This is a genomic window from Bradyrhizobium sp. R2.2-H (genome assembly GCF_004346455.1).
Lineage (GTDB): Bacteria > Pseudomonadota > Alphaproteobacteria > Rhizobiales > Xanthobacteraceae > Bradyrhizobium > Bradyrhizobium diversitatis.
The window spans coordinates 1-16,835 of sequence record NZ_SMBR01000004.1 but is presented as its reverse complement, the minus strand read 5'-3'; the positions used below and the strand labels follow the sequence as shown (position 1 = coordinate 16,835).

General features: G+C 61.0%; 16 protein-coding genes, 1 tRNA gene and 1 pseudogene. 4 read left to right on the top strand and 14 right to left on the bottom strand.

All coding sequences use genetic code 11. From position 1 onward, the window contains the following. Nucleotides 1-2 precede the first annotated feature (2 nt). The 10 genes and pseudogenes from EDE08_RS10970 to EDE08_RS10930 all read right to left on the bottom strand — a co-directional run bounded on the left by EDE08_RS10970 (nucleotide 3) and on the right by EDE08_RS10930 (nucleotide 10,455). Nucleotides 3-332 carry a phosphoheptose isomerase family protein gene (locus EDE08_RS10970; RefSeq protein ID WP_131869392.1) on the bottom strand — a complete coding sequence of 110 codons (330 nt, stop codon included), beginning with the start codon at nucleotides 330-332 and terminating at the stop codon, nucleotides 3-5. Beyond that, nucleotides 310-1,782 (bottom strand): hypothetical protein, encoded by a 1,473-nt coding sequence (locus tag EDE08_RS10965; protein ID WP_131869393.1) that lies wholly within the window; start codon nucleotides 1,780-1,782, stop codon nucleotides 310-312. The genes EDE08_RS10970 and EDE08_RS10965 overlap by 23 nt, the downstream gene beginning before the upstream one ends. Before the next feature lie 95 nt (nucleotides 1,783-1,877). Further along, nucleotides 1,878-2,024: a hypothetical protein gene (locus EDE08_RS38365; RefSeq protein WP_165935860.1), complete on the bottom strand. Its 147-nt coding sequence runs from the start codon at nucleotides 2,022-2,024 to the stop codon at nucleotides 1,878-1,880. Nucleotides 2,025-2,075: 51 nt separating this feature from the next. Further along, a pseudogene (gene ligD / locus EDE08_RS10960) lies at nucleotides 2,076-2,995 on the bottom strand (non-homologous end-joining DNA ligase). Nucleotides 2,996-3,303: 308 nt separating this feature from the next. Next, nucleotides 3,304-3,729, bottom strand: a complete 426-nt coding sequence (locus EDE08_RS10955; RefSeq protein ID WP_131869394.1) for a hypothetical protein — start codon at nucleotides 3,727-3,729, stop codon at nucleotides 3,304-3,306. 879 nt (nucleotides 3,730-4,608) lie between these two features. Beyond that, complete coding sequence (locus EDE08_RS10950) at nucleotides 4,609-6,318, bottom strand: recombinase family protein (protein WP_131869395.1); 1,710 nt, start codon at nucleotides 6,316-6,318, stop codon at nucleotides 4,609-4,611. A gap of 216 nt (nucleotides 6,319-6,534) precedes the next feature. Then, complete coding sequence (locus tag EDE08_RS10945) at nucleotides 6,535-6,756, bottom strand: hypothetical protein (protein ID WP_245524767.1); 222 nt, start codon at nucleotides 6,754-6,756, stop codon at nucleotides 6,535-6,537. Nucleotides 6,757-6,810: 54 nt separating this feature from the next. Beyond that, the gene (locus tag EDE08_RS10940) at nucleotides 6,811-7,185 is read right to left on the bottom strand and encodes a hypothetical protein (protein ID WP_131869397.1); all 375 of its coding nucleotides are present in this window, start codon (nucleotides 7,183-7,185) and stop codon (nucleotides 6,811-6,813) included. Between the two features lie 768 nt (nucleotides 7,186-7,953). Beyond that, nucleotides 7,954-8,928 carry a hypothetical protein gene (locus EDE08_RS10935; RefSeq protein ID WP_131869398.1) on the bottom strand — a complete coding sequence of 325 codons (975 nt, stop codon included), beginning with the start codon at nucleotides 8,926-8,928 and terminating at the stop codon, nucleotides 7,954-7,956. Nucleotides 8,929-8,937: 9 nt separating this feature from the next. Beyond that, nucleotides 8,938-10,455 carry an MBOAT family O-acyltransferase gene (locus tag EDE08_RS10930; RefSeq protein WP_131869399.1) on the bottom strand — a complete coding sequence of 506 codons (1,518 nt, stop codon included), beginning with the start codon at nucleotides 10,453-10,455 and terminating at the stop codon, nucleotides 8,938-8,940. 349 nt (nucleotides 10,456-10,804) lie between these two features. On the opposite strand from EDE08_RS10930, the gene EDE08_RS10925 reads away from it, so the two are divergent. Beyond that, a complete protein-coding gene (locus EDE08_RS10925) occupies nucleotides 10,805-11,722 on the top strand; it encodes a hypothetical protein (RefSeq protein ID WP_131869400.1) in 918 nt (305 codons plus the stop codon). Between the two features lie 136 nt (nucleotides 11,723-11,858). Here EDE08_RS10925 and EDE08_RS10920 read toward each other — a convergent pair. The 3 genes from EDE08_RS10920 to EDE08_RS10910 all read right to left on the bottom strand — a co-directional run bounded on the left by EDE08_RS10920 (nucleotide 11,859) and on the right by EDE08_RS10910 (nucleotide 14,118). Further along, nucleotides 11,859-11,933, bottom strand: a tRNA-Val gene (locus EDE08_RS10920). Nucleotides 11,934-12,092: 159 nt separating this feature from the next. Continuing rightward, complete coding sequence (locus tag EDE08_RS10915; RefSeq protein ID WP_131869401.1) at nucleotides 12,093-13,391, bottom strand: coiled-coil domain-containing protein; 1,299 nt, start codon at nucleotides 13,389-13,391, stop codon at nucleotides 12,093-12,095. Nucleotides 13,392-13,512: 121 nt separating this feature from the next. Then, on the bottom strand, nucleotides 13,513-14,118 hold the full coding sequence (locus EDE08_RS10910; RefSeq protein ID WP_035679986.1) for a DUF1134 domain-containing protein: 606 nt from the start codon (nucleotides 14,116-14,118) through the stop codon (nucleotides 13,513-13,515). 138 nt (nucleotides 14,119-14,256) lie between these two features. Here EDE08_RS10910 and EDE08_RS10905 point away from each other — a divergent pair, with 138 nt between their 5' ends. Beyond that, nucleotides 14,257-14,742, top strand: coding sequence for a YHS domain-containing (seleno)protein (locus tag EDE08_RS10905; RefSeq protein ID WP_131869402.1), 486 nt, complete (start codon nucleotides 14,257-14,259; stop codon nucleotides 14,740-14,742). Here the strand turns inward: EDE08_RS10905 and EDE08_RS10900 are convergent. Further along, complete coding sequence (locus EDE08_RS10900) at nucleotides 14,736-15,554, bottom strand: 3'(2'),5'-bisphosphate nucleotidase CysQ family protein (RefSeq protein WP_207912957.1); 819 nt, start codon at nucleotides 15,552-15,554, stop codon at nucleotides 14,736-14,738. The genes EDE08_RS10905 and EDE08_RS10900 overlap by 7 nt on opposite strands. A 188-nt stretch (nucleotides 15,555-15,742) precedes the next feature. Here EDE08_RS10900 and chpT point away from each other — a divergent pair, with 188 nt between their 5' ends. Next, nucleotides 15,743-16,396: a histidine phosphotransferase ChpT gene (gene chpT / locus EDE08_RS10895; RefSeq protein ID WP_028181659.1), complete on the top strand. Its 654-nt coding sequence runs from the start codon at nucleotides 15,743-15,745 to the stop codon at nucleotides 16,394-16,396. A 197-nt stretch (nucleotides 16,397-16,593) separates the two neighbouring features. Then, the coding region (locus tag EDE08_RS10890; protein ID WP_131869405.1) for an Hpt domain-containing protein at nucleotides 16,594-16,835 on the top strand (242 nt) is incomplete at its 3' end.

The following is a 16,835-nucleotide window of genomic DNA, read 5'->3' as shown; positions in this document are numbered from 1 at the left end:
GCTCACGCGGCGAGTATTGAACCACGCTTCATCAGGGACGCTTCGATGCCGCGTTCGATCTGGCGCAATACGACCACCGGCGCCTCGAACTGATATCGAGCCAAAAACCGCTCACGGTCACCGCACGAGCGGACGCTCTGAGCAAACATTCCCTGAAAGAACGAGGAGGTGATTGAATATACATCTTCCGGCACATGGACCAAAACGGGCGCACCGGCAGCGTCGAGATTGTCTAACGCGAATTTCTGGCGTGCAGCTACGCCACGCTCATGTCCCGAGAGGTTGCGAACCTCTCCGTTGTTGGTGAGTTCACCGAGGTTGATTTGGGACATCGAAGACGGCCTTCAAATATTCTGGGTCGAGCACGAACGAGAGGCCAACAATTGTACCCGCGAAACGGTCCTGAAGGTCAAACACTATTTCGGGATCAGGAGGCTCATTTGGGCTGTTGGTGGGATTGCACCACATCACCCGAGGTTGTGCCGGCCCTGATCTCCTCCCTAAGATATATGGCGGCCTCAGCTGAATGCAAGAAGATCCTGAGACTATGGTTATGCGAGGCTCCCTGCCAGGCAGGCTTGTGCCCCCCATTGCTGTCACAAATTCCATGACATCCTGAAAGCCTACGCCCCCGCGACGATCTGCCGTAGCCGCTGCGTCGCGAGTGATGCCGTCCTGAAGTGCAACCAGCGTTGCCAACGTGGCTTTTGATTGCCTTTTGTTCTCATGGCGCGCGCTGTAATCATCGATGTCGCGGCGCACCATTTCGGCGGCGGTTTCGAGGCTTTCGGCGATCGATGCGCCCTCGCTCAGAAACCCCATGTGGCAGTCGAATACGTCGCGGTTTTGCTCCGGCCGGCGCGCCATGAAGGCGGCCACCGACCAGCTTCCGTCCTTCGTTTTCGGATCGCTGTGCCGCTCTGCATTGTCCAACAGTTCGCCGATAATGCTAGAGAAACGCGCTCTTCCTTCATCAGTAAGCTCCATCCTAGCGGCGTGGCCCATCCAAACATCGAGCAAGTCGCAAAATTCATCAGACACCTTTTCGCGCGCCTGTGGGGCGAGGTTCCTATCTGCCGCTCTTGAAGTGCGAGCCGGTCGCCGACGCCGGATTGGAAACGCCCACACGTCTGTCAGGTCTTCGGCATGGCTCAACCGGATGCCGAGCGCCTTCCTCAGGCCGACGGCTTCAATGACCTTTTGAATGGCAATCGTCATTCTGCCGCCCCTGAATACATTCGCCATCTCCGGCCAGGTTTCGGCAAGCACCAGGTAAGGTGCAATGTCGATGCACCGTTGATCGTCGAAGTGCAGTTGGGCGGCAAGCGCGCTGCATTCGATCAAAGCAATCTGTCGCAGCAATTGAAGTGTCTCGACCGGTCTATCAATTATCGAAAACTCGGCGAGGACAAGTTCGGCAAGTTGCTGACGATCTCGTTTGATCACTGGCTGCCAGCGAGAGTGTCGGTCGGCGAGCAATGCGTCCAAGAGCGGTGATGGATGCATCTTGGTTAGCAACAGATGTTTAGGAAGCGGTACGCGTTTTCCCTGTCGTAGCCGCTTTGCCATTTGCTGAGTCTTGTTGCGTGCAAAGCGATGTCGCGCCACGGTCGCACGAACAGCATGGGGGCCGGTCGCGGCACCGTGCTCGAGGCCGCGTCGATAAGCGCGAAGAAACGCAGCTCTTATTTCAGCAATGGCTGCGTCGTCTCCCCAGGCTGGCTCGTCCCGCGGAATTGTTCGTCGCAGCGCCTGAAATAGTTTGCGATAATAACCCCTCACAGGGCTACCGTGGCAGGTACGGCAACCTCAGGTCAATTGCAGGCTGTAAGTCAACTGCTGGATTCACAGAAATCTGTCATTTGGCGTGCCACGATCTAGCGCTGCCTCGGATGCACGCGGGCGTCGACCATGACCTCGGTGATGGCATCGCGCAGGCTTTCGCGATCGAGGATGCGCATCAGTGCATCGACTGTGGCCACAGCGTCGCGCTCATGCGTGAGGTAATCGGCCAGCGCCATCATTGTGAGGTCGTAGCTCCTGCTCGATGTACTCGGCATCGGATATACGCACCATCATAGATCCTCCCGCAGGCCCTTGAAGGACGGATGCCGAAGATGGCCGTTGGCCGACTTGGCGCGGTACTCGACTTCGGCGGCGAGGCGCGGCTCGACCCAGATGCCGCTGTTGGGGATGCGCTTGGCGAAGGGTTGAGTCTTGCCCACCAGCTTCTTCAGTCTCTGCTGGAGCTCCGCAACGACCGCATCCTCGAAACCGTGCTCGACCTTGCCGGCATAGACCAGCTTGTCGCCATTCTGGCGACCCACAAAGATGCCGTCGAAGCGATTGTCCTTGATCTTGAAGCCGGCGATCGCCAACGTCTCGCGGTGCGCGCAGGTGGTCTTGACCCAGTAATTGCCGCGCACGCCGCCATAGGGCGAGTCCGCGATCTTGGAGACCACGCCCTCGAGCTCGCCGGCGCAGACGCGGGAGTAGAGCTCGGCGCCGTCCATGTCGAATGATCGCTGTACTCGATCGGCGTGCCGGCGAGCAGCGCCTTGAGCCCGGCCTTGCGCTCGCGCAGCGGCAGCCGCCGCAGGTCGCGGCCGTCGAGATAGAGCAGGTCGAACGCCACCATGACGAGGTTGTCGGCCTTGCCGGTGAGGCTGTTCTGTAGCGTCGCGAAGTCGGTCTTGCCGCCTTTGGCCGGCACCACGATCTCGCCGTCGATGATCGCCGATTTGGCGTTGATCAGATCGGCATCGTGCGCCACTTTTCGGAAGCGCTTGGTCCAGTCGACGCCGCGCCGCGTGTAGATCCTAACGTCCTGGTTGGCGATATGGAGCTGGGCGCGGTAGCCGTCGAACTTGATCTCATGAAGCCAGCGGTCTCCGCGGGGGACGCGGTCGATCTGCTCGGCGAGCAAGGGCTCGATGAAGCCCAGGAAGGGCGCCTTGGTCCCGATCGCCGTCCGCTTCCGACGCTGCAACGCCACTGGCCAAACTCCACGCAACAAGCACGTGGATTCGAGTCCTTCGAGGCGGTTTCGTTCCGGGTCTACTGCAGCGTCATCGCGGTACGCAAAAGGCCGCAGCAGAGAGACTGCTGCGGCCTGCGATATCGAATCAGACCGGGTAAAAAAATTCAGGTGGAATATGCGCCAGCCCCGGTGAGGCGACTAGAGCAGCGTATTGTTTCAGTCGTATTTCGCCGCGCCCAGAAATTGCTGTTCCACTCCAGGAACTTAGGAGGAGTGACATTCCTGCCGCGCCGGGATTTGCAGGTAGGCCGAGCCCGCCTCTTTCACCGCTCCTCGGTCGGGTGCACCCATTTATAAGGCGTAATCCGCCTTGTTTCGGTGAGCTTGATCATGCGGGCGGGCGGCGCGTAACGGGGTGTGCGGCATGATCGGCATTTCAGCGAAGCTTCGATTTTCCAGAGCGGCGTGGTCCTAGGCCGGCGGATGGCGTCGAGCGGCAGGCTCGCGCGTGTCTTGCAGCGGGCGCACTCGACCTCCAGCCAAGCAAGACCGCCATTAAGGCACTGGCCGATGGTCGGAGAGGGTTGCGCAGGCCCCCCGTAGCCTTCCATGCGCACAGACCAAGCTTCAGCCTCTGCCCGGTCCGCCTCGCGAACGGCCTGCTGAGCGCGCTCACGGGCCCCCTGAGCGTGGATCTTCGCGCCCATGATCCGGCCGCCCCAAATGACCTCTCGCGACTTGGTGCTCATGCGAGATAGATTCCGGCGAACGGGGCAAGAGGCAAGCCGCTAGGTCTTGATGTGGAGTCCAGACCGTACGCCTCACCTCGGTCAAGAGAGACCTTGGGACAGGGCGGACTCCTTGCGAGGCCGCTCAAGACCGCATCGTTACCGGATGCAGTTGAATTGAAACTCGTATCTATCGCTAAACGGCCAATGCTCCTTCCAGGCTTTTCCGCCGGCGGCAAGTTGAGCATTGCGGCCGGCCTTTGCGCAATGAGCTTGGGCTTGATCGGCAGCAAGCTGGTCACAGCTTTCGCCGCTTCGACACGATGCGCTTATCGTTATTGAGGCTGGTGTGCTGAGCAATACGGATACTTCTGCCGCACGCGCTGGACTCGATCCAATCAACAGCGCAACAAAGACGATGGTCCTCACGATTTCTCCCTTTGATTGTGGGCCGAAGATTCCACCAAAGAGTGGTGGAAGCAAGTGGTCCAGTTCATTTGTGTTGCGGTTCGGCAAGTAGGACCGAGACTCCGGTCATCCTTCCCACGTAGTCGCTCGGGCCTGCATGAGCTTCTGAGGATCGGCACGGAGAGAGTCTTCCTGCCAAGAGCCAGGGAAAGATGCGACCGGCCACTGCGGCTTGGGGATGCTGGTCGAGCGATCGCAACCAATTGGTCGATAGCAACAGATGGTTCACGCTGATTATTTCGAAATGCCGAAATTTCGCTTGCTCCGTCGGGCAAAACAGTGGTTCATAAGGCGCTGGCTTCAATCAAGAGAGGACCAGCGCAATGGCCGGCGAAATCGATACCTCCGATCTTTCCAAGATCGCAAAGCTCAACGGGGACTTCCGGAGGAACTACGGCATCCTCCTCGGCGCATTCCTTTACCTGAGGTCGGTCAGCGCCGCGCGCAGGCGGTCTGTCTTTTGGGGCGGCCTGGCGTCCGTGGCGTCGTCGGCCGGCTTGGCATGGTTGTGGAAGCATGGTTTCGAATGGCTGAGGGGCGGCTGAGTTTTCGAGCGTGCCCGTCAAGGCTGAACTGCGGCCCGTCCAACCGCTGATGCAGGGCGCTGATCACCGCCGCAAAGGTGGGGCACCTGAACTCACCGAATACCCGCGCCGAGATCCGTACCCGTCCGTCTCTCGTCTTGGGTAGATTGGCCGTAGGGAGCAGAAAAAAGTCCTGGACCCGCCCATCGGTGGCCAGCCTGACGACAAGCACAAGATCTGACTTCTTGTATTTGAGCCGCTGCAATTCCCACCGGGGGGCCGGACCCGGATAGCGCTCGCCGTCGGATACGACTCGCGCCAGTGTGACCGAGATCGTTACGCTGCTGCTCACGGTCAGCAGACGGAGCTCCTGCAGAAACGTGATGCTGCGCCTGCGCCTTTCCACATGGGTTATGATGTCCCGGGCAACCGTTGTGATCAGGCGGTCGGCCTTGGCCGCGGTTTCCAGGAAGCAGTAGCGCGGCTTGGGTTCGAAGCCGACCCGCCTGAAGGCTTCGGCCAGTGACCCGAATCGTTGGGCGTAGGTCTTGTTATGAGGCACCCCCTTCGTCGTCATCATCAATTTCAGCGACAAACGCCCCTTCTGGTGGAGCAGGGCGCGAAGCCGGTCGAGCATCTGGGCGTCGGTCAGGACTCGACCATACTCGACCTCCTCGAGCCGACGTTGCGCTGCGGTGAAGAGACGCGGCTCGATGAGGGGCTTGAAGGCGTTGTCGTGGCGAACCCACATTTCCGGCGGGTTGACCACCTGCTTCTCACCGAGCTTCTGGGAGCGGCGGTTGTAGACCAGGTGCCCGGCATAAGCCTCGTTCTTGAGGGTGTTGCTGATGGTCAGCGAGGTCCATGGCTTGCCGCGCGCATTGGTAATGCCGTCCGCGTTCAACTCGACCGCGATCTGGGTCCGGGTCTTCTTCTCGGCGACAAACGCACGGAAGATGCGGCGCACAACCCTCTGCTCGCTCGCGGGGCCGGGCACAAGCACGGTGCGCTGGCTTTTCAGGCTCTTGTGTTCCCCGGCCTCAAGGAGGCCTTTAGCTTTTCCATTCTCGTCAAGCAGCATGCGCCGTAAGCCGTAACCCGCCGGACCGCCCCGCCAGTAGCCGAGGCTCACGATGTTGCACTGTCCAAGGAAGACCTTCTTTGACAGCTGCTTACTATAGTCTGCCGCGGCGACCCGCTTGATATTCTTGAGGACAATGGAAGCCAGGCTCCCGTCGTTCTCGAACTCGTCGGCGCAGTAGTGGACACGGACACCGGCGCGTTTGCAGATAAACTCGTAGTAGGCGCTTTCATCCACATCCTGAAACCGTCCCCATCGCGTGATGTCATACACCAGCACGCAGTCGAAATCGGCGCGGCCAAGCTGGACATCCCGAATGAGATCCTGGAGTCCCGCGCGTCCCTGGATGCGGAGACCGCTGCGGCCGGCATCGGCATAGGTTCGCACGATTCTAATGTGCCGCCGTGCGGCGTGCGCCGCGATTGCCGCCATCTGGTTCTCGATCGAGTATTTCTGGGCGTCCGTCGACATCCGGACGTATTGTGCGGCTTTTAGTCCGCGCAACGCGCCGTCGGCGGGAGGTATGGTCGTCTGCATGAGCCTGGCCCTGCGTACTGTCGCAGGCCACACTGCTCCGAAGACGTGCAGGATCGGTTTCCGACCGGTTGCCGAGTTGAGACGAATGCGAACGGTCATACCCTTTCGGGGGGCGCTTGAGTGCGCTCTACCGGTGTAGTTACTAGCCATTAGCACCGGGCAGGGGTCGCACAGGGCAGGTTCGATAGTTCCCCGGCGTTCGGAGGTGGGCATCGGTTAGATTTTCAAAAGGTGCCGCGGAAGCACGAGCACCAGGTTGATTTCGCGCCCGAGGATCTTCGAGGCAATAATCGAAATGTGTAGGGCGAACTCGTCTTCCATCTCAGCTGCCGCATCTTCGTCTTGTGCGTAGACGTAGAGGATATCGCCATCCACTTCGTCGAACCGGACGGCTCGAAAGAGTCGATCGAACCGGTCTGCACCGACAATCAGCGCCATTCGGGCAGCTATCGCCTGGTCTTGGATTTCGGTCATAATGATGGCTAGACGAGCCTAATTTCCGCTACCATAGTCCACTGGAAAGACTTGGTAGAATTGGCCCGGCATGGTCTGCGTGAACACAATCTCCAATGCCACGATCTCCCTATATCCCTTGATTTGGTCGCCGACATTGATGAGGTCGACCGCGGTAAGCCCTTTGCCGGTGTCAAAGTTGGAGGCGGGTGCACCCGGAATGCGGATGAGGCCATTCATGGCTGGCCCTCGAGTCTGAATGGCGACCTTGATTTGTGGCGCCGCTCGGACGGAGAGTCGCTCCGACCGGAAGTCGATCCGTTGCCATTGATGGAGATCTCCTGCGACTTGCGACCCATACACGGGCCCCGTCGTTGGATCGATGGCGGCGCGAGTAGGGATGTCGAGCATCATTGGCCAGATCAAGAGCGCGACTAGGCCCGACCTAACGAAGAACTCGCGCCAGCGGCTCCTATCGACTTGCGGTATCTTTGGCAGCATGCGAGCGATCCATCAATGATCGGATGTTTGCTCCCTTCACCGCAGCATCCTCCGATCCCGTGGCAACGTTCTCGGGCCTACAGTGGGTGGACGGCGGACTCCCACATTGACGCGCAAGCGTCTCCCAGCCCACGCACTTTCCAGACTGATTCCGATATCCTGGGCCGCCATTGTCTCCGCAGGCCGCAACTCCAGGAGTGCATGCGCCGGCAAGGAAAGCGGCGGCAACAGCAAATGTCTCTAGAGAGCGTACGATGCTATCCGAAAGCCAAAGGGTCACACGCTGCCACATGCTGTTTCATTCACCTGTTAGTCCCCGTCGGAAAGAACTATGCAAGCGCAACTTGCGCGCGAGAGCAAGGGTCTTTCGTCTGAGGCCGGACGCGGCCGACCTTCAAAAGTGCGCGGGGTGCTGCCGCGTATCTTACAGCTGCTTGATTGTTGGCGCGCAAGTATGCCGGCCGAAGGTCCATCGTGCTGGGGCAGATAACCTGTCGGGTCGGTTCAGCGGGTGGGGAAGCTGAGACTCCTCTCAAGAAACACCCGAGGGGCTTTTTGCCGTCCAAACGCGAGCGGCGCCGCTTGTACTTCGTGTCGGCCATGACTCTCGACAAAGGGGGCTTAATGATCACGTGCCGCTTGGATCCCCTGATGAGCGCAGCAATCTGATACTCTGCGCGTTCAGTTAGGTTGCGTCGGAGGCGTCCGCTTGATCCCAAAAGAGGTAGTTGTGCCAAAGCTAGACTCGATAATTGCGGCGCCAATTTCGGCAGTGAAATGAGAAGCATCGGCCCAGTTTCGCTGTTCAGAAGAAACCGCGCTCGGCCCAGAGAAGTCGGTTAGAGGGTGCAATGACGCGATAGCATCCGCCATGCGCCTTACCCGCATCGGTGGCACTGGATTTCGCGTGCTGATTGGCGATATCGCGAGAGTCAAAGCGATGTTTTTTTGACGGCAAAGAGCGATGAAGGATCTCAACAGCTGCAGTTGTCGCTTGACGTCGGGAGCATCAAGCGACTCAGCAAAGTTGACCGGCTCAGAATCAGGACGACTTGTGGATGCCAGCTTGAGAGTCGGAGGGCCCAAGCCTGCCAAAACTGCAGGTGTGGATACATGTCTAGCCCTAAAATTCAGAGACAGGTCCTTCTTCCAGTTCCGCCATTGAAAAGCGGTTAGATAGCGCCACCAGAACCTGGATGTATTTGCGATGGGCGGCGGCAGGTAAGCATCAATATTGTGATCGGTCCAAGGGGTGGTGCCGAACAGGTCGGCGTCGAGTAGCAAGAACACGCTCGAAATGTCTTCGCCGCGGCTTTGCTTATCCCGGACGATAAATTCGAGGAAAGGTTGGTGATCCGTCATCAGGCCGTATGGTATCGTGACATTCAATACGCGCTGAATGCCCATTCTGCGCGCGAGAAGTGAAGCGTCGAGGGCACCGCCACGCGAGGACGCAAAGGCAAGCCCATCGATGGAGGTCCTATTCTCCAGATATTGCTTCATTCGGCGAAAGCGCGTGTTTGGGTTGGCATGTTGCTGAACGAACCCAAGGCGAAAGACATCTTGAGGATCGATCGTCACGTTCGCGATGACGGTGCCTAGGAACAGGATTGCGCCCAGGCAACAGACGAATTTGACATAGCCGCGAGATGACAAGCTGATCGCCTAAAATTGGTAGTAAAGAAATTCGCTAAACGAGTTAAGGTTGGCGAACACAACGGCAAACAAACCAACGACAACCAGCGCCCAGCCTAGTGAGGGGTGCCACTTCGGCAGCAGGTGCTGCCGGCGCCAATCAGCATGCGGCTCTCCCACACGATATCCCACCAACTCCATTGTGTCAGGAATAAACAATGCGACCATGAGCACTGCCGCCGTCGTGATCGTAGCTACCACGGTCCACGTGTTGCCAAACCAAGTCCGGACAAAATCGGCAGAGATGTAGCCGTGCTCAATTCCCCAACTGTCAGCTGTTGACCCGAGCACGACCTCTGCGCTGGCAGTGTCGAGGAAGGCCATCGCCTTCAGCATCACCGCTGCGCTTGAGATGTTGGCCGATCGGAATAGCGTCATGCCAACCGCGAAGGATGCAAATGTCAAGAACCAGCCGATCCCACCCGCCCACCGGGGCAGCTTACGATCGCCCAAAATTACCCGCCAGGAGTGATTGACGATCAGAAGGACGCCTTGAAGGGCGCCCCATGCGATGAACGTCCAATTGGCGCCATGCCAAAGTCCGCCAACAACCATGGTCAGGAAGAGATTGAACCCGCGCCGCCGCGGACCGTAAGCGTTGCCGCCCAGTGGAATGTACACGAAATCACGCAGGAAGCGTGAGAGGGTGATGTGCCATCTGCGCCATAGCTCGATGATGCTCGTCGCTCTGAGGGGGGCCGCAAAATTGATCGGGAGCTCGAAGTTGAACAACAGCCCGATCCCGACCGCCATGTCGGAATAGCCCGAAAAATCGAAGTAGAGTTGGAGTGAGTAAGCGACGGACGCGCCCCACGCAGCCGCCCCCGTGACGGGAAAGCCATTTGCCGCAGCATCGAAAACCCTGCCGACATGTCCGCTCAGGCTGTCGGCCAGCAACACCTTCTTCGCAAGTCCGAGAGAGAATATTGTGAGGCCAAGCGCGATGTTGTCGAGGTTTGGTTTAAAGCGAGAGGGGTCTTTTATTTGTGGGCTCAGTTCGTTCCACCTGACGATCGGTCCAGCGATCAGGTGCGGAAACAACGAGACGAACAACGTGTAGTCCGCCAATTGCACGCGGCGTCGCGCGTGCCATACCTCGGTCAGAAATGCTATCTGGACGAATGTGGTAAACGAGAGCGCAAGCGGGACGTCTTGGGCTACTATGCTTGTATTCTCCACGGCCGCGAGCAGGAAGTTCGCGTACTTGAAGTAAACTAGTGCAGCGAGGTTGAGGCAGATTCCTGCGACCATAGTGTACCAGGCTCGCGCAGGCGTATCCGTCAGGATTGCGCGGGCCAAGCAGAAGTTCACGAGGATCGAGGTCACGGGAAGCAGCAGAAACGGTGGATTCCACCAACTATAGAACAGCAACGACGAGCAGGACGTAGCGGTAACGGCGGCCAAACGACCGTAACGCGCCGCGTAAAAATGGAGCACAACCGCAGCAGGAAGAAAAAGGAAAATGAATTCAATGGAGTTGAAGAGCACGGTCGCGGACGTCCGGGTTTTTGAGCAGCGACTATTGGGTTGAATTTTGCGAGCATGTCAACCTGTCGTCAAACGCTGGACCGACGAGCTCGTGCGTGCGCAACGCAATCGGTCGGAATCTGCCCGAGTGTTCGGCGAGGCGGCCCGCGCGAGAGGTGCCGAAAACTTGGTTATGAGGCGACTCAGCTTATGTGGGTCGGACAGAATCTTGCGATGCGGCCAGCGATTTCGGCCTTCGCGCTCTTCGGTAGCTCGCAGCTAGCAAGTCGGAATTTTCCCTACGCTTGCTAGTTGCCGATCTGGGCATTGTGCGGGAACATGCGTGAAATGATCGTGCAGGTCGGATCGCATGGGCATATCAATTCGCTTCTATCTCTTCGCCGACGAAGGCCTCCTGAGCATCTCGCAGCGGGTGATGATGGAGCTGATCCGTGGCACGGACGCCATGCCGCAGTATGCCGGCACCAGGCAGAGAGTCGCGGACGTAATCCTCGAGAACGAGGGGAAGAAGCCGGTCCGTATCGAAAGGGTGCAGGGTAGCTACTTGACCTTCGATGAGAAGGGGCAAGTTCACAAAGAACTGGTGGCGTCACTGTTCGCAGCGCTCGAAACAGGGATGGCGCTCGAGGAGGCGCTGAGAAAGCCGCAGACCAAAATCATTGATCTCACCCCTAAGCTCAATCGCGAGAAGTGGGAGCGCGAGAACCGATGGACGCCCTCTAAGGAAGACCTGGACGCCATTGCCGACGACATCTGGCGGCGTAAGGAGGCGGGGCAGCCTCGTATAGAGCGAGCGAAGGGTACCTCTCCTAGGCCGCCTAAGGTGACCTATGAGGCAAAGGAGGCGATCCGAGAGATCAGGACCAGCCTGATTGGAATCGACAATAAGCTTCGGTGGCTCAGCGAGCCTGCTTTGAAGGGCGTCGCGTTCGAGGCACGCGAGAATGCGAAGATCGAATCAGATGGACCGCTATGGATCGGCATCGCCGAGGCGGCTGAGCGCTATCACGAAATCCAGGTGCGCCGACGCACCGGACGAGGCGTCTGGTACGCGGTGGTCGAGATTCTGCGGTGGGATTCGGTTCAACGAACCGGTGAAACGATAGCAACCTTCCACGAGCGCTGTGATTCAAAAGCCAAGGCGGAGGAGGCGGCCCGAAGGCTTCTGACGGAGAATGCGAAGCATTTCACCGCGGAAACGTCGGTTGATACCGAGGTACTTTGCGAACTGGAGTGGGATGAAGAAGCTGAGGCCAAGCTCCTCTAATCTCAGAACGCGGGGTGAACAAATTCCCCGGTCATTCCCCGCCTGTTGCCGCTTAGTTCTGCTTTTTCGTGCCTGCACCTGCCGAGTAGGCGCGAATACGCGGTCGACAAAAATGCTTTGTTATCAGTGGTTTTTATGGTGGGCGCACAAGGGATCGAACCTTGGACCTCTCCCGTGTGAAGGGAACGCTCTCCCGCTGAGCTATGCGCCCGGGACCATCATGCAGGCGGCCGCAACTTGCGGCCGGCCGGTGCATCGGAGCCCGCGATTTAGAAGTGCGGGCCGAAGGTGTCAAGTTTTCAGGCGCCGCGGGGGCGGAAAACCTTCGGCAGGTCGCGCAATCCGCAACGGAAGCCTGTTTTTGGGCCGGTTACGCGCCCTGCTGGCGGGCGCGGGAGGCGTGGGACTGGAGCGCACGGATGCGCTCGGCGAGCGTTCCGCCGCCTTCGGGCAGGCGGGCCGCGGGAGCGCCGCCCGTCTTGGCGTCGTTGGCCGGGCGCGGCGCCGGCTTCGGCGGCTGGCCGGCCTCGGCCGCGAGCAGGGCCTCGATCGGCGAGTTCGGGCCTTCGAGCTGCATCGCGAGCTTTGCGACTTCCGCCGCGATGTCGTTGATGCGCTCGCGCAACAGCGCGTTCTCCATGCGCTCGGTGGCCCAGGAGCTCTCCGCCTGCTGCTGGATCGCGTTGACGTCGCGCTGAAGCTTGGCGCGCTCGTCGCGTGCGGTGCGCAGCTGCTCCTCCAGCGCGGCTTTCTCGGCGCGCAGCGACTCCATTGCAGCCGACGACTTGCCGCCGCTCAAGGCGACGATCTCGACGCGCAGCTCCTTGATGGTGCGCTCGTTGCTCTCATTGGCTTGGCGCAGCTGGTTGTTCTCATAGTCGCGCTCGGCGAGCAGCTTGCCTTGCGTGGCGAGGCGTCCTTCGAGGTCGGCGACGCGGCCGGACAGCATCTCGGCCTCCTTGACCTGCACGATGAGCTGACGATCGAGCTCGGTGACGCGCTGGCTCAGATTCTCGACGCGGCCGCGGGCCTCGCCGAGCTGGCGCGAGGCCGCCTCCGATTCGGTCCGCTCCTGCGCCAGGCGCGCCTGCGTGGCGGCAAATTCCTTCTCGGCATCGCCGACGCGGCTCTTCAATTCCTCGATCTGCGCGCGCACCGCGATGAGCTCGACCTGGCGGCTCTCCGCCATCATCGAGCGGTCGGACAGTTCGGAGTTGATCTTGGCGAGCTCGGCCTGCTTGTCGGCCAGCGCGATCTCGGCCTGGCGCAGGGCTTCGGTCTTGGCGCTGAATTCCTCCTCGGTGGCGCGCAGCTGCTCCTTCACCGCCCTCTCGCGCGCCTCCAGCGCGAAGATCGTGGCGTTCTTCTCGCCGAGCTCGATCTTCATGCGGTTGATGGCGTCGCTCTTCTTGCCGAGCTCGGCGAGCTGGCTCGTGGTCTTGTTCTTGAGCTGATCGACGCTCATCTCGAGCCGCCGCGCTGACATGGCGAATTCGGCGCGGAGCTGGTCCTTGTCGGCCTGGATCTCGGCCATCGACAGCGGGGTGGCGGCCTCGAGCCGGCGCGTGGTCAGGCGCACGGCGCGGTTATGCACCAGCGGCACGATCGCGAGCCCGCACAGCATCGAAAGCAGGAAACCGATCGCCAGGTACATGATCGGTTCGACCATGGGCCAGAACTCCCAGAGCTAAGGAAAAATTTACCAACGACAATGCATGCGGGGCCGGCAAAAAGCCAGCCCTGGCCTGTCGTTAACCTTGATCCCTGGGTGGGATGGGAGGGAGAGGACCTTAGAACGGGTTCCAGGTCGCCCGCGGGGTGAATTTGAGATAGCCGATATTGGCGCCCAGCCGCAGGCCGAGGCCAGAGCGGATCGGCACCAGCACGATGTTGTTGGCGGTGAGCGCCGTCATGCCGAAGCCGCCGATGATATAGGCCGAGCCGTCGATGCCGCCGAAGCGCTGGTAGATCGCGTTGGTGGCGGGCAGGTTGTAGACCAGCGTCATGGTGCGCGCGCCGTCGCCGCCCCAGTCGAAACCGAGCGAGGGGCCCTGCCAGTAGACTCTGAGGTCGCCGGCATTCTTGGTGTAGAGCGTGCCTTCGCCGTAGCGCAGGCCGGCGACGAAAGCGCCGGAGCCTTCCTCACCCAGGATGTAGCCGTTGGGCAGGCCCCATTGGCTGACCGCCTTCTCGATGATCGAGGCGAGCCCGCGCGAGACGTTGCCGAAGAAGCGGTGGCCGGCCGTAACGAGCTCGTCAGGCCCATAGGTGCTGGGCGTCGGGGTCCGCTGCGGCGGCGGCAGGTCGGGCGGCGGCGCCTGCTGGGCGGAAGCCGGCACGATCCAGCCGACCATCGCGGCAAGCGCGAGCGCAGCAAGGCGTGATGCGAAAGTCATAAAGAACCCCTGGTATCGAATCCGGTCGCTTCCTTAACCTGACGCCAACAGGCACGGCTCTAGGTTGCGCCGGATGTCCCCTCGACTCGGATGTTATCCGCAGCAACTATGACGGCACAACGGCAGGAAGATAGCCCTTTGCGCCCCGGAATTGCCTTGATCGGCCTCCGCGTCTGCCTGATGGCGGGCATTTGGATCATCTGCTCGGGGGCGCCGGGATGGAGCGCCACCACCGAGCGGATCGTCGTCAACCGTTTCAGCGGCGTCGCCATCGAGGGCTTCGACCCCGTCGCTTATTTCGTCACGGGCACGGCCGAGCAGGGGAGGGCGGAGTTCGAGGCGAATCTCTGGGGCGCTGTCTGGCGCTTCCGCAACGAGGGCAACCGCGCCTCCTTCCTGGCCCACCCCGAGATCTACGGACCGCAATTCGGCGGCTATGACCCGGCCGACATCGCCCGCGGCGTCACCGTCGCCGGCAATCCCTATTTCTTCGCAGTCGTGGCGCAGCGGCTCTATCTGTTCAGCCGGGAAGCCAATCGCGACGCCTTCATCGCCAATCCCGAGCGCTTCCTCTATGAGGTGGGCAAGCGCTGGCCGGCGCTTCAGGAACAGCTCGGTCAGTAGCCTACCGCCTGCGGATCGCCCCAGGCGATGAATTCGGGGACGATGAAGCCGGTGTCGCTGCGCTGGCCGAAGCGGAGTGCACCGCCATTGCCGTCGGTCACCCTGCCGCCGGCCGCGGTCACGACCGCGCAGCCGGCCCCGACATCCCATTCCGAGGTCGGCCCGAAGCGGGGATAGATGTCGGCGCTGCCTTCCGCGATCCGGCCGAATTTCACGGCTGAGCCGATCGTGCGTCGGACGGCATTGGGCCTGTTGTCGATGAACGCCTCGCTCTTGGGATCGCCATGCGAACGGCTCACCGCCGCGATCCAGGGCTCCCCTCGCGTCGGCAGCTTGCGGGTGTGGATCGGCTCGGCCGCCCCGATGGTTGCGCCGTTGACCTTCATCCGCTCGGCGCCGCGGCCGACGATGCCGCGCCAGAGCAGGCCGAGCGCGGGCGCGCTGACGATGCCGAGCAGCGGCTCGCCCGATGTCACGAGGGCGAGGTTGACGGTGAACTCGTCGCGGCCGGCGACGAACTCCTTGGTACCGTCGAGCGGATCGATCAGGAAGAAGCTGCCCTGGAACGGCGGGGAGGCGAGCTGGGCCCGCTCCTCCGACAGCGTCGGAACGTCGCCCGCGAGCTGCGCGAGGCCGTCGGCGATGATGCGGTCGGCGGCAAGGTCGGCCTCGGTTACCGGCGAGCCGTCCTGCTTGCCTTCGATCCGCATGGCGGCGCGGTCGACGGCAAGGATCGCCTCGCCCGCCTTGACCACCAGCGCGGTCAGCGGCTCCATCAGGCCGGATGCGGCCGCCCCGTCGATGATCCGCATCACCTGTATGCCTCATTCATCGGCAATTCCGTTCCCCGTCCACTGATTCGCTTTATGGCCTCATCGGGCCGATCGCAAGCTAGCTGCCGCAGCCTTGCGAATGTTAGAACCCGCAGCATCCGTCAAGCATGCGTGATTCGCGGCATCCAGCGCCGTCCAATCCCAGGAACCCTCCAGGACCCCCTTATATGTCTGACGCCTCGTCGCCCGCGCCCGTTACCGCTCCCGATATGCTCGAACTCGCAGCGCTGCTGTGCTCGCGGGTCTGCCACGATCTCATCAGCCCCGTCGGCGCCATCGTCAACGGGCTCGAAGTGCTCGACGACGATCCCAAGCCCGAAGACCGCGAATTCGCGCTCGACCTGATTCGCAAGAGCGCCAAGACCGCCTCGGCCCGCCTCCAGTTCTGCCGCCTTGCCTTCGGCGCCGCCGGCTCCTCCGGCGCGCAGATCGATCTCGGCGATGCCCAGACAATGGCGCGCGGCCACATCGAGGACGGCAAGTGCGCGATCACCTGGAATTTGCCGCGGCTGCTGCTGCCGAAGAATCGCGTCAAGCTGCTGCTCAACATGCTGGTCGTCGCCCAGCATACGATCCCGCGCGGCGGCATGCTGACGATCGACCCGATCGGCGAGGGCGAGACGATGAGCTTTCGCATCACTGCGACCGGACACAATGCGCGTTTGCCGCAGAACATCGCCGAGCTCCTGAGCGGCGAGCGTGGCCCCGCCGCGGATGCGCATGCGATCCAGCCTTATTATACGCGGCTGCTCGCGCAGGCCTGCGGGCTCACGGTGACGCTCAAGCCGGAAGGCGAAGCCATCATCGTTACCGCTTCGTAAACATACGCGTCGCGCCCGGCCTCTTAATCGAATCTTTACGAGGCGCCTCGGCTTGTCCGGGGCGCCTTATCTCTTTGTTGGTCCCGTTCTTTTGCACATACTCAACCAATATTAAACGCTTTGCGGTGAAGCTGGTCCCATTCCGAAATGGCGCATCACGCCTCGTGCGCGCCCTTCCTGTATGAAGGCCTGTTTTCATGGATGATCTGTTGCGGGAGTTTTTGACGGAGACCAGCGAGAGCCTGGACACCGTGGACAATCAGCTGGTGAAGTTCGAGCAGGAGCCGAACAACGCCAAGATCCTGGATAACATCTTCCGCCTGGTCCACACCATCAAGGGCACGTGCGGCTTCCTCGGGCTGCCGCGGCTGGAAGCGCTGGCGCATGCCGGCGAGACCTTGATGGGCAAGTTCCGCGACGGCATGCCGGTGACCGGGCA